Here is an 11,397-nt window from a genome sequence, read left to right as displayed (position 1 = left end):
TCTGTGCCGGGATAACGTTAGATTCCAGCACCATTGGAGAGAAAGAACAATGCCATTATTAGACAGCTTTACGGTTGACCATACTCGAATGAATGCACCTGCGGTGCGCGTAGCTAAGAAAATGCAAACCCCTAAAGGCGATACCATTACTGTTTTTGACTTGCGCTTTACTATGCCAAACAAAGCGATTTTGTCTGAAAAAGGTATTCATACCCTTGAACATCTATATGCAGGTTTTATGCGTGCACACCTAAACGGTTCAAATGTAGAGATTATTGATATTTCACCAATGGGTTGCCGTACAGGTTTCTACATGAGCCTGATTGGTACACCAACTGAGCAAGAAGTGGCTGATGCTTGGCTTGCAGCAATGCAAGATGTGCTGAAAGTGGAATCTCAAAATAAGATCCCTGAACTTAATGAATACCAATGCGGTACAGCAGCAATGCACTCGCTAGAAGAAGCGAAGGAAATTGCTAAGACTGTTATCGCTGCGGGTATCAGTGTTAACCGTAACGATGAGTTAGCTTTGCCAGAAGATATGCTGAAAGAGCTGAAAATCGACTAAACACCGTCAGATTGCAGATATTAAAAAGGCTTGGTTTACCAAGCCTTTTTTGTGTTCTCAGAAAAGAGGTTTACACTTTCTTCGGTTTGCGAGGATGAACTCGAACCAGCTTAATACGGTTCTCTTCCAGCTCAACAATTTCCATCGGATGATTGGCTACTTTGACGCTAATATGGCTTTCTGGGATCTCTTCAAGATGCTCCAGAATTAAACCGTTAAGCGTTCTTGGACCGTCTGTAGGAAGTTTCCATTTCAGGCTCTTGTTGATATCTCGAATGTTGGCACTGCCTTCAATAAGGAAGCTACCATCACCTTGTGGCGTGATTTCTTCAGATAAGCTTGGAGCAATAGACGTGGTAAACTCACCCACAATCTCTTCCAGAATATCTTCCAAAGTAATCAAACCAATAATATCGCCATATTCATCAACGACTAGACCGATACGCTCTTTATTACGTTGAAATTTAAGTAGCTGAACGTTTAACGGTGTGCTTTCGGGGATGTAATAAATCTCATCAGCGGCTCGCAGGATGATCTCTTTGCTCAGTTCACTTTTCTCCAACACAAAGCGAGATGCTTCACGTAAACGCAAGATACCTACGGCTTCATCTATTTGGTCGCGATACAAGACTACACGACCATGAGGAGAGTGAGTTAACTGACGAACAATGGATTTCCAGTCATCATTAATATTGATCCCTGTAATTTCATTACGTGGAATCATAATGTCATTCACCGTCACGTGCTCAAGGTCAAGAATCGACAACAACATATCTTGGTGACGACGAGGAATAAGACCGCCCGCTTCGTTTACGACTGTGCGAAGCTCTTCAGAACTCAGATGATCATCGCCACTGCTTAAGTTTTTTACGCCCAATAGACGAATAAAACCGTTGGTAATAAAGTTTACGAATACGACTAATGGTGCAAAGACTTTCATCAGTATTGTCAGCAGAACACTGCTTGCGTAAGAGACCTTCTCAGGGAACAACGCAGCTAATGTTTTTGGTGTGACTTCAGCAAAGACAAGTACCACAAGAGTCAACACACCTGTTGCGATAGCAACACCGTAGTCACCATACAGACGCATACCGATAATCGTCGCAATCGCAGAAGCGAGAATGTTGACGAGGTTATTACCGATAAGAATTAGGCCAATAAGACGATCTGGACGACTAAGTAATTTCTCAACTCGTTTTGCACCTTTGTGCCCTGTGTTGGCGAGGTGCTTTAAACGATAACGGTTGAGAGACATCATGCCTGTCTCAGAACCGGAAAAATAGGCAGAAATAACGATAAGACACGCAAGCAGCGCAAATAAAATACCCGTAGATATATCGTCCAAAACGATCTTTTTCCTTATAACAGATTTAGGTAAATAAACTTTATTAATTAATGGATTATGATAAGCGGGGAAGTCAATCAAGACAACTCGCTAAACGTTACTCAGCTTAGGATAATTTCTCTGACAAATCGGCTGCCAAAGTAAGCCAGAGTCAGTAGTGTTGCACCGGCAACTGCAAACCATGTCACCTTTCTTCCTCGCCAACCTTTTTGGTAATGGCCCCAAAGTAAAATGGAGTAAACCACCCAAGCTATAAAGGAAAGTATCGCTTTGTGTGCTTTACCTTGAGCAAACATATCCTGAACGAAAAACCAACCAGTGATAAGAGTACCAGTTAGTAGCAAGTTGCCAATCAGAATTATTTTAAACAGTTGGCGTTCAACCATAAGCAATGGTGGCAAATTAGGGTTAATTGCTAAAGCTTTTTTCTTTTTCAATTTGTAATCGAGCCAAGCAAGTTGCAACGCATAGAGCGCGCCAATAGACAAAGTCGAGTACGAGAACAGAGCCAGTGATATATGAACGAGCAGTTTAGGGTCGTTTTCCAAGTGCGTAATGAAAGTACTCGGTAGAAATGTTGCGGCCGATACATTAATAGCTGAAAAGCTATAAACCACAGGCAACAAGAACCATAAGCGAGTTTTAAACATCGCTACGCTCATGACTAGAGAGATAATAAAGCTAATCAGTGACGCAACGTTGAGCATACTCAAGTTTTGCCCAGTGACATTGAGAATCAGATCTCCAAGCAGCCAAGCATGAAAAACAAGTGCTAAGAAAGCAGAAATAAAAACGGACTTTGCTCTTATACCTGTGTGGTTGACTAGGCTAGGCACTATGGTTGCGATCGATAAAACGTACATTAGAGTGGCAACGATAGCGATTAAGTTATCCATACTTCTCACATAAATGGCTGCTGAATTAACGAATTATACATTGCATAACCCTAATGAGCTACGGTGGATCTTGATTGATTTTTGATAGTTGAGATCTCACAAAGTTAACCCAATCTAGAAGACAAACCTCAGTGTTCCCAGTTATAGAGATGTCTGCGTTCCCAGTTGTGGGGATTAGGGTATGCCTATGGACTTGGCTAAGGTATACTCACAACAATTAATCGCCGTACCGCGAAGAGAATAAAGATGTTTGAGAATTTAACGGATCGACTATCCAAGACGCTGAAAAATATCAGCGGCAAAGGACGTCTTACAGAAGACAATATTAAAGAGACCCTGCGTGAAGTTCGCATGGCACTATTGGAAGCTGACGTTGCACTTCCTGTAGTTCGTGATTTCGTAAACCGTGTTAAAGAGAGCGCGGTAGGTGTCGAAGTTTCTAAATCGCTGACCCCAGGCCAAGAATTCATCAAGATCGTACGTAGCGAACTTGAAAAGGTCATGGGTGAATCCAACGAAGCGCTTAACTTAGCCGCTCAGCCACCGGCTGTGATTCTGATGGCAGGTTTGCAAGGTGCTGGTAAAACAACCAGTGTTGGTAAACTGTCTAAGCTATTAAAAGAGCGTGATAAGAAGAAAGTGCTGGTGGTTTCTGCCGACGTTTATCGTCCAGCGGCGATCAAACAGCTAGAAACTTTGGCAACAGATCTCGGTGTTGACTTCTTCCCGTCTTCAGCTGACCAAAAGCCAATTGATATTGCGAATGCGGCTATTGACCATGCGAAGAAAAAATTCTACGACGTATTGATTGTCGATACAGCAGGTCGTCTTGCTATCGATGAACAAATGATGGCGGAAATCAAAGACCTGCATAAAGCAATCGATCCTGTTGAGACGCTGTTTGTTGTCGATGCTATGACAGGTCAAGATGCGGCAAACACGGCTAAAGCATTCGGTGACACACTGCCACTAACGGGTGTAATTCTTACCAAAGTGGATGGTGATGCTCGTGGTGGTGCAGCTCTGTCTGTACGTCATATCACTGGAAAACCAATTAAATTCTTGGGTGTGGGTGAAAAAACTGACGCTCTAGAGCCATTCCATCCAGATCGTGTTGCTTCCCGTATTCTAGGTATGGGTGACGTTCTGTCACTGATTGAAGACTTGCAACGTAATGTTGACCAAGATAAAGCGGAAAAGCTAGCTAAGAAGTTTAAAGAGAAAAAAGGCTTCGACCTAGAAGACTTCCGTGAACAACTTGGCCAAATGAAAAACATGGGTGGCATGATGGGCATGCTGGATAAGCTTCCGGGCATGTCTCAGCTTCCTGCCGGTGTTAAAGATAAAGTTGATGACGGTATGTTCAAGCAGATGGAAGCCATTATCAGCTCTATGACGATGAAAGAACGTCGTAACCCTGATTTGATCAAAGGTTCGCGTAAGAAACGTATTGCGTCAGGTTCTGGTACACAGGTGCAAGACGTTAACCGCCTATTAAAGCAATTCACTCAGATGCAAAAGATGATGAAAAAAATGCAGAAAGGCGGCATGAAAGGCATGATGCGCAACATGCAGGGCATGATGGGCGGAATGGGAGGTATGGGCGGAGGCGGTGGCGGTTTCTTCGGTCGTTAAACTAAGCCCAGACCTCGATTTGTTAAGTTGAGAATATTGTTTGTTCAAAAAACGTTCTCAACTTTTCAAAGTGTTATCAAGGTCACAGTAATTTACCCCTGCTTTTGGTGGTGAAAATTTAGCTAAAAACCTTGCAATGCCTCGGAATAAGAGTAAAATTCCGGGGCTTTATTTTGGCACGAGACCCCAAGCTGTTTTATCTAAGACGGTTACTGGGGTTAATTTTATTTTTGAGAAAGCAAAGAGGACGACATGGTAACCATTCGTTTGGCACGTCACGGCGCTAAGAAGCGTCCATTCTATCAAATCGTTGTTGCAGACAGCCGCAACGCAGCTACTGGCCGCTTCATTGAGAAAGTAGGTTTCTTTAACCCTACTGCTACTGGTCAAGAAGAAGGCCTACGTCTAGATCTAGACCGTGTGAACCACTGGGTATCACAAGGCGCTACTGTATCTGACCGCGTAGCTAAACTAGTTAAAGACGCTCAAAAAGCGGCTTAATTCTTACATTTAGTGAGTAACTAGTTTATGTCGATGAAAGGTAAAGAAACAATGAGCAAACAAAACGAGAGAATTGTTGTAGGCAAGTTTGGAGCTACTTACGGCATTCGTGGTTGGCTTAAGGTTTTTTCCTATACAGACAATCCGGAAAGTATTTTTGATTACGCCCCTTGGTTTGTTAACCACAAGGGTGAGTCAGTTGAATATAAAGTAGAAGGCTGGAAGCGTCACAACAAAGGTCTTGTAGCAAAACTAGAAGGTCTTGATGTTCGTGAAGATGCGCATCTGCTGACGAACTTTGAAATTTCAATTGATCCTGCAGTACTACCAGAATTGCCAGAAGATGAATTCTACTGGCGTGAATTGTTCGGCATGCAAGTGGTAACCACCCAGGGCTACGACCTTGGTAAAGTTACTGACATGTTAGAAACAGGCTCGAACGATGTTCTCGTAGTTAAAGCAAATCTGAAAGATGCTTTCGGACAAAAGGAACGATTAATCCCGTTCCTTGAAGAGCAAGTGATCAAGAATATTGATCGCACAGCTCAACGGATCGAAGTTGACTGGGATCCAGCGTTTTAACTCTAAAATATAAGGCAAAGAACACATGTGGGTTGGCGTTATAAGCCTATTTCCTGAAATGTTCCGCAGCATTACAGATTTTGGAGTCACAGGCCAAGCGGTTAAAAAAGGGTTGTTGTCTGTTGATACATGGAATCCTCGAGATTTCACTCACGACAAACGTCGCACTGTCGATGATAAACCCTACGGTGGTGGCCCTGGCATGTTAATGATGGTACAGCCTTTGCGCGATGCTATTCATGCTGCCAAACAAGCCGCACCGGGAAAGACGAAAGTCATTTATCTTTCTCCTCAAGGTCGAAAGCTCGACCAGCAAGGAGTTGAAGAGTTGGCTACAAATGAGAATCTTGTTCTTATCTGTGGTCGCTATGAAGGGGTAGATGAACGCATTATTGAATCTGAAGTTGACGAAGAATGGTCAATTGGTGATTTTGTAATGACGGGTGGGGAAATCCCAGCCATGACGTTGATTGATTCTGTATCTCGGTTTATTCCGGGGGTACTTGGAGATTTCGCGTCAGCAGAAGAAGATTCTTTTGCCAATGGCTTGTTAGATTGTCCACACTATACGCGTCCTGAAGTGCTAGACGGAAAAGAAGTACCAGCGGTACTGAAATCCGGCAATCACGAGGACATTCGTCGCTGGCGACTGAAATTGTCGCTAGGCCGAACTTGGTTAAGACGTCCGGAGCTCCTGGAAAACCTAGCTCTGACTGACGAACAGGAACAATTGCTGGCTGAGTTCATTAAAGAAACTCGGAATAACCGGTAACCTATTAAATTTAGTATCAGTTTATTCTAGGAATTTAAAAAATGAGTAACATCATCAAAGCTCTTGAGCAAGAGCAAATGAAACAAGACCTACCTAAATTTGCACCAGGTGACACTGTTGTAGTTCAAGTTAAGGTAAAAGAAGGTGAACGTGAGCGTCTACAGGCATTCGAAGGTGTTGTAATCGCTATCCGTAACCGTGGTCTACACTCTGCATTCACTGTACGTAAGATTTCTAACGGTGAAGGTGTTGAGCGTACGTTCCAAACTCACTCTCCTGCTATCGGCGGAATTGAAGTTAAACGTCGCGGTGCAGTACGTCGTGCCAAGTTGTACTACCTGCGTGAGCGTTCTGGTAAGTCTGCTCGTATTAAAGAGAAACTTGCTAAGAAGTAATACTTCATATCGCATTCTCATAAAAAAAACGGAGCCAGTTGGCTCCGTTTTTTATGCTTCTAATTCGACTAAGATACGCAATAAACACTTCATTATCGTGAGTCAGTGATTAGCGAGTGTCTTCCGAAATTGTTACTGGTACGGTGATTTCTTCACCTTTGCGTAATAATGTAAAGTTCGCAACTGTTCCTGGTCTCAGATTGGTGACGAGATCCATTACGCTTTGGCGACCATTGATTTTGTGATCGTCAATCTTCAAGATAATATCGCGAGGTTCAAAGCCTGCTTTAGCCGCCGGACCATTCGGGTCTACAGCTAAAATGATGATTCCGCCAACATGTTCGCTGCCGAGTAAGCGTGAGGTGACAGAATTAATGTCTTGGCCGTCCACGCCGATGTAGCCACGAATTACACGCCCATCTGCAATGATCTTTTCCATGATGGTATTTGCAAGCGCATAGGGTATGGCAAATGAAATACCGTAGGTTTCTAAATCTGTAGCTTGTTGGAAAGAAGCGGTATTGATACCGACCAACTCACCCTGAGTATTGACAAGAGCACCACCTGAATTACCTTCATTGATGGCTGCATCAGTTTGGATAAAAGCTTGTCGACCATCAGCGCTGATTGAAGAGCGACCAGTGGCAGAGATAATACCAAATGTAGTGGTTTGCCCTAGGTTGTATGGGTTGCCAATAGCCAGCACAACATCGCCAACCTTAGCTTGATAGTTAGGATTAAGGGGGATAACAGGTAGATTATTGCCTTCAACGCGTAATACGGCGATATCGGTTCTTCTGTCTTTACCAACCAGCTGAGCCGCTGCTACTCGTCCATCTTGCAGAGCAACAATGATTTGGTCGGCTTGAGCGACAACGTGATAGTTGGTAATGATGTAGCCTTTCTCACTGACGATAACACCTGAACCCAAACCCTGAGTCGATAATTTGTTGCGATTGTTTTCTGAATATTTACGACTATAGATATTAACCACTGCTGGTGCAGCCTTACTCACTGCACTATTGAATGAGATTTGCAGTGACGTAATGTCAGTGGATGCATTGCTGCGTTTAGGAAGAATATTTTCTCGTAAAGATGGCATTGCAGCGATAATGATAGCAGCAGTAACCAAGCCTATCACAACAGAACGAAGCAAAACTTTAAGCATAATTTCCCCAAAATCCACGCAGCTATATCCTTCCTTCTCAATAGTGCAGTTGCGATTTCGAGGTTTATTATTCTCGATTACATAAGATATATGTAAGGGGAATGATTCACCGGCCGTTTGCCTGCAATACCAAGTTGTTTGGGTATAATCGAGTGAGCTATAAATAGTTGTATCCGAAAAGGTTTAGGATACTGATATAGAAACGAAGAATAGCATTACCCGACCCAATAACAAAAGGACCACATCAAATAGTGGTCCTTCTAAGTGTTGTATTAACAATAAAGCTCTGAGTTTTATCTAACAACTAAGTAAATAGTACGATCACCACGTTGAATATTCAGCGCTAGGATACTTGGGTTTTTATCCATTATTGCTCTTAAATCCGCGATATTTTTTACCCGTTGTCTGTTCACACCAATAATGATGTCATCAGTCTTAAGTTGATAACTTTCTGCTGGTGAGTCTTTCGCAACACTTGTCACTTTTACACCTTCAATAGGGTCGGTGGCTGTTGTGTTGCTTAATTCCGCACCTTGCAGCCCTTGGTGTAGATTGTCTGCCTTAGTCTTAGCATTGGTAGCTTCACCAAGTGTGACTTCGTAAGTTTTCTCTTTACCTTCACGAATGATGCCCAGTTTTACTGTTTTACCTGCACCTAAAGTGGCGACTTTGGCTCGCAATTCGGAGAAGGTTTCTATCTTCTTACCGTTTACAGAAACAACAATATCACCCGCTTTAAGGCCTGCTTTATCTGCTGCACTGTCTGGCACTACTTGGCTGACAAAAGCCCCTTTAGTAGATGAATACCCCATTGCCTCAGCAAGCTCAGAAGTAACTTCACCACCTTGTACACCTAGCATGCCGCGTTTCACTTCACCAAACTCTAGAATTTGACCGGTGAGGTTTTTCATCATATTTGAAGGGATGGAGAAACCAATGCCTACGTTCCCGCCATTTGGACCGAGAATCGCAGTATTGATACCGATCAGTTCACCGTTTAAGTTTACCAATGCACCGCCTGAGTTACCGCTGTTAATCGCAGCATCGGTTTGAATGAAGTTTTCGAAGTTCTCTATATTCAAACCACTTCGGCCGAGTGCTGAAACGATACCAGACGTAACTGTTTGACCAAGACCGAACGGGTTACCGATCGCTACTGCGAAATCGCCGACCCGAAGTTGATCCGAATCTGCAATCTTAATTTGCGTTAGGTTTTCTGCTTTTTCTAGTTTCAGTAAAGCAATGTCAGACATTTCATCGCCGCCAACAAGCTCGGCATTCAGTTCTCGACCATCATGCAATTTAACGCGAATTTTTTCTGCATTGTTGATGACGTGGTAGTTAGTCACAACGTAGCCTTTGCCCGCATCAATAATGACTCCAGAGCCTAGCGCTCTAAATGGGCGCTCTTGCATCTGTTCAACAGGGAAGTCTGGACCAAAGAAGAATCGGAATTGTTCTGGAAGCCTCTGTCTGGAGACTTGGGTACCTTCTACTGCAATGCTTACCACTGCTGGTGTGACTCTCTCGAGCATAGGCGCCAAGCTAGGCATTTGCTCTCCATTCACAGATACAGGCAGTGCCGCAGTCGCTGGCATTGGTGTAATGATAGAACTTAAGCTTAAGGATAAGACCGTTAAAGCAAGCAAAGGTTTTTTCATCATGAAACTCCTCATTGATAAGTATCTGGTCGTGATTAATATTTGTGCTAAATATCAAACTTCAACAGACTCAGTGAGAGTTATGACTCAAAAACCTTTTTAAAGTTCACTTGAGATTGGTTGTTATCAATATGAGTGTCAATTAGCTCGCTTTGACATCAATAACATCTGAAGAACGAAGAATGGTTTTTTCTTCATTCTTAAGTAGTCCCGTAGCACCTAAAGCATAGTCTTTTGGTTGCTCTTCTAAAGTATCGTCGGTAGCGCTTTCATCTTTTTGTTGAGCAATTTGTTTAACAAACGGGTTATCTTGCTCAGGAAGATTCGGAAGTAACTCACTAGAGGTCTTAGACATATGCTGATAAAGCTTAGTGTAGTCTTTACCAAGTGTATCGAGCATTTCTGCTGTTTGGGCAAAATGATCAGCGAGCTCTTGACGTTGTTGCTCAAGAGCGTACTTCGCACCGTCTAAATCTTTTTGTAAGGATTTCTGTGCCTTATATTGAGGCGTGGTTAAACGAGAAATCACAACGCCAGCAACGAGGCCGACTAACAATCCAACAATCGCATAAATCCAAGGCATAACAGCTCCTTATTGTTGTTATTTAACATGTTTTTTACCAGCTGGTTACACATGCGTATGTCTCATGGTACTATGACTCCCCGAATGGATAAAGCAAAAAGCATGTGCTCTACATTGCAGTTTCTTCCCCTCTTTCTTTGAGCAGATAGTCATGACTCCGAAGCAACGATACGAACAAGATTTAAAAAGGTCGGATTTTCAACAAGATGAAGCGCAAGCTATGGCTGTGAATGCGCTGGATGACCTTTATCATCAGTTAATTGATTACCTGAATACACCAGTGGTCAAACCATCTCGTTGGCAAAAACTACTGGGAAAGAAAGAAGAGAAACCTGAACTTCCTAAGGGTTTGTATTTTTGGGGGGGAGTAGGGCGCGGTAAAACGTATTTGATGGATACGTTTTTTGATGCTTTGCCAACAGATAAAAAAATGCGGGTTCATTTCCATCGCTTTATGTATCGGGTACATGATGAATTAAAACTTCTTGATCATGTCAGCGATCCACTTGAGCTTATTGCTGATAAATTCAGTAAAGAAGCCGTGATTATCTGTTTTGATGAGTTTTTTGTATCTGATATTACAGATGCAATGATTTTAGGAACGTTATTTCAAGCCCTGTTCCAGCGCGGTGTTGTTTTGGTTGCAACGTCTAATATTCCGCCTCATGACCTATATAGAAATGGTTTGCAGCGTGCTCGTTTCTTACCCGCTATCGCTCTGATTGAAAAATACTGTCATATCTTAAATGTTGATAGTGGTGTGGATTACCGTCTAAGAACATTGCAACAAGCGGAAATTTATCATTATCCGCTCGATGCTAAAGCTTCTGAGAACTTGAACAAATACTATGAACAACTTGCTGGAAGCGAAAAACCGAAACAGCATCAGATAGAGATTAACCACCGCACTATTGATGTGATTGAAGCTAACGACGGTTTACTCTATGCGTCATTTGAGCAACTGTGTCAGACGGCTCGGAGTCAGAATGATTATATTGAGCTGTCAAAACTCTACCACACGGTTTTACTCGCTGAAGTTAAACAGATGGATCGTACCATTGAAGATGCGGCGAGACGCTTTATTGCGTTGGTTGATGAGTTTTATGAGCGGAATGTGAAGCTTATTATTTCAGCTGAAGTACCGTTAGAACAGCTCTATACACAAGGTCAGTTGGAGTTTGAATTTAAGCGTTGTCAGTCTCGTTTAATCGAGATGCAAAGCCATGATTACCTAGCTCAGGAACACTTAGCGTAAGCCTTACCAAATTGATAAGGAAAAATGACTTTTTTG

The 11,397-nt window shown here is 42.8% G+C and carries 12 protein-coding genes; 7 read left to right on the top strand and 5 right to left on the bottom strand.

Annotated elements, in window-relative coordinates; genetic code table 11:
* Nucleotides 1-49: 49 nt before the first annotated feature.
* Nucleotides 50-568: an S-ribosylhomocysteine lyase gene (gene luxS / locus AAGA51_RS12755; protein ID WP_042480533.1), complete on the top strand. Its 519-nt coding sequence runs from the start codon at nucleotides 50-52 to the stop codon at nucleotides 566-568.
* 70 nt (nucleotides 569-638) lie between these two features.
* Here luxS and AAGA51_RS12750 read toward each other — a convergent pair whose 3' ends face one another.
* Together AAGA51_RS12750 and AAGA51_RS12745 are read right to left on the bottom strand one after the other, a co-directional pair.
* Nucleotides 639-1,913, bottom strand: a complete 1,275-nt coding sequence (locus tag AAGA51_RS12750; RefSeq protein ID WP_042480532.1) for an HlyC/CorC family transporter — start codon at nucleotides 1,911-1,913, stop codon at nucleotides 639-641.
* A gap of 101 nt (nucleotides 1,914-2,014) precedes the next feature.
* On the bottom strand, nucleotides 2,015-2,809 hold the full coding sequence (locus AAGA51_RS12745) for a cytochrome C assembly family protein (protein WP_042480529.1): 795 nt from the start codon (nucleotides 2,807-2,809) through the stop codon (nucleotides 2,015-2,017).
* Between the two features lie 246 nt (nucleotides 2,810-3,055).
* Here AAGA51_RS12745 and ffh point away from each other — a divergent pair, with 246 nt between their 5' ends.
* The 5 genes from ffh (at nucleotide 3,056) to rplS (ending at nucleotide 6,694) form a co-directional block, all read left to right on the top strand.
* Entirely contained in the window at nucleotides 3,056-4,444 is a 1,389-nt protein-coding gene (gene ffh / locus AAGA51_RS12740) for a signal recognition particle protein (RefSeq protein ID WP_042480526.1), read from the top strand.
* Nucleotides 4,445-4,696: 252 nt separating this feature from the next.
* Complete coding sequence (gene rpsP / locus AAGA51_RS12735) at nucleotides 4,697-4,945, top strand: 30S ribosomal protein S16 (protein ID WP_042480523.1); 249 nt, start codon at nucleotides 4,697-4,699, stop codon at nucleotides 4,943-4,945.
* Between the two features lie 27 nt (nucleotides 4,946-4,972).
* Nucleotides 4,973-5,527, top strand: coding sequence for a ribosome maturation factor RimM (gene rimM, locus AAGA51_RS12730; RefSeq protein WP_042480520.1), 555 nt, complete (start codon nucleotides 4,973-4,975; stop codon nucleotides 5,525-5,527).
* A gap of 25 nt (nucleotides 5,528-5,552) precedes the next feature.
* Complete coding sequence (gene trmD / locus AAGA51_RS12725) at nucleotides 5,553-6,299, top strand: tRNA (guanosine(37)-N1)-methyltransferase TrmD (protein ID WP_042480517.1); 747 nt, start codon at nucleotides 5,553-5,555, stop codon at nucleotides 6,297-6,299.
* A gap of 41 nt (nucleotides 6,300-6,340) precedes the next feature.
* Nucleotides 6,341-6,694: a 50S ribosomal protein L19 gene (gene rplS / locus AAGA51_RS12720; RefSeq protein WP_042480514.1), complete on the top strand. Its 354-nt coding sequence runs from the start codon at nucleotides 6,341-6,343 to the stop codon at nucleotides 6,692-6,694.
* 109 nt (nucleotides 6,695-6,803) lie between these two features.
* Here the strand turns inward: rplS and degS are convergent, their stop codons facing one another.
* From degS to zapG, 3 genes are all read right to left on the bottom strand, one after another.
* Nucleotides 6,804-7,862, bottom strand: coding sequence for an outer membrane-stress sensor serine endopeptidase DegS (degS, locus tag AAGA51_RS12715; RefSeq protein WP_042480791.1), 1,059 nt, complete (start codon nucleotides 7,860-7,862; stop codon nucleotides 6,804-6,806).
* Between the two features lie 293 nt (nucleotides 7,863-8,155).
* Nucleotides 8,156-9,523, bottom strand: a complete 1,368-nt coding sequence (locus AAGA51_RS12710; RefSeq protein ID WP_042480511.1) for a Do family serine endopeptidase — start codon at nucleotides 9,521-9,523, stop codon at nucleotides 8,156-8,158.
* Nucleotides 9,524-9,665: 142 nt separating this feature from the next.
* A complete protein-coding gene (zapG, locus tag AAGA51_RS12705; RefSeq protein WP_042480508.1) occupies nucleotides 9,666-10,106 on the bottom strand; it encodes a Z-ring associated protein ZapG in 441 nt (146 codons plus the stop codon).
* A 151-nt stretch (nucleotides 10,107-10,257) separates the two neighbouring features.
* Here zapG and zapE point away from each other — a divergent pair, with 151 nt between their 5' ends.
* Nucleotides 10,258-11,361, top strand: coding sequence for a cell division protein ZapE (gene zapE / locus AAGA51_RS12700; protein WP_042480506.1), 1,104 nt, complete (start codon nucleotides 10,258-10,260; stop codon nucleotides 11,359-11,361).
* Nucleotides 11,362-11,397: the final 36 nt, after the last annotated feature.

The sequence above is a fragment of the Vibrio diazotrophicus genome, assembly GCF_038452265.1.
In the GTDB taxonomy this organism is placed as follows: domain Bacteria; phylum Pseudomonadota; class Gammaproteobacteria; order Enterobacterales; family Vibrionaceae; genus Vibrio; species Vibrio diazotrophicus.
Note: the sequence above shows the minus strand (reverse complement) of the source record. Positions and strands in the feature narration are given on the sequence as shown.

Excerpts from the sequence above, each read along its gene's own strand:
- luxS (WP_042480533.1), top strand. The coding sequence starts at position 50 with ATGCCATTATTAGACAGCTTTACGGTTGACCATACTCGAATGAATGCA.
- AAGA51_RS12745 (WP_042480529.1), bottom strand. The coding sequence starts at position 2,809 with ATGGATAACTTAATCGCTATCGTTGCCACTCTAATGTACGTTTTATCG.
- ffh (WP_042480526.1), top strand. The coding sequence starts at position 3,056 with ATGTTTGAGAATTTAACGGATCGACTATCCAAGACGCTGAAAAATATC.
- rpsP (WP_042480523.1), top strand. The coding sequence starts at position 4,697 with ATGGTAACCATTCGTTTGGCACGTCACGGCGCTAAGAAGCGTCCATTC.
- rimM (WP_042480520.1), top strand. The coding sequence starts at position 4,973 with ATGTCGATGAAAGGTAAAGAAACAATGAGCAAACAAAACGAGAGAATT.
- trmD (WP_042480517.1), top strand. The coding sequence starts at position 5,553 with ATGTGGGTTGGCGTTATAAGCCTATTTCCTGAAATGTTCCGCAGCATT.
- rplS (WP_042480514.1), top strand. The coding sequence starts at position 6,341 with ATGAGTAACATCATCAAAGCTCTTGAGCAAGAGCAAATGAAACAAGAC.
- degS (WP_042480791.1), bottom strand. The coding sequence starts at position 7,862 with ATGCTTAAAGTTTTGCTTCGTTCTGTTGTGATAGGCTTGGTTACTGCT.
- AAGA51_RS12710 (WP_042480511.1), bottom strand. The coding sequence starts at position 9,523 with ATGAAAAAACCTTTGCTTGCTTTAACGGTCTTATCCTTAAGCTTAAGT.
- zapG (WP_042480508.1), bottom strand. The coding sequence starts at position 10,106 with ATGCCTTGGATTTATGCGATTGTTGGATTGTTAGTCGGCCTCGTTGCT.
- zapE (WP_042480506.1), top strand. The coding sequence starts at position 10,258 with ATGACTCCGAAGCAACGATACGAACAAGATTTAAAAAGGTCGGATTTT.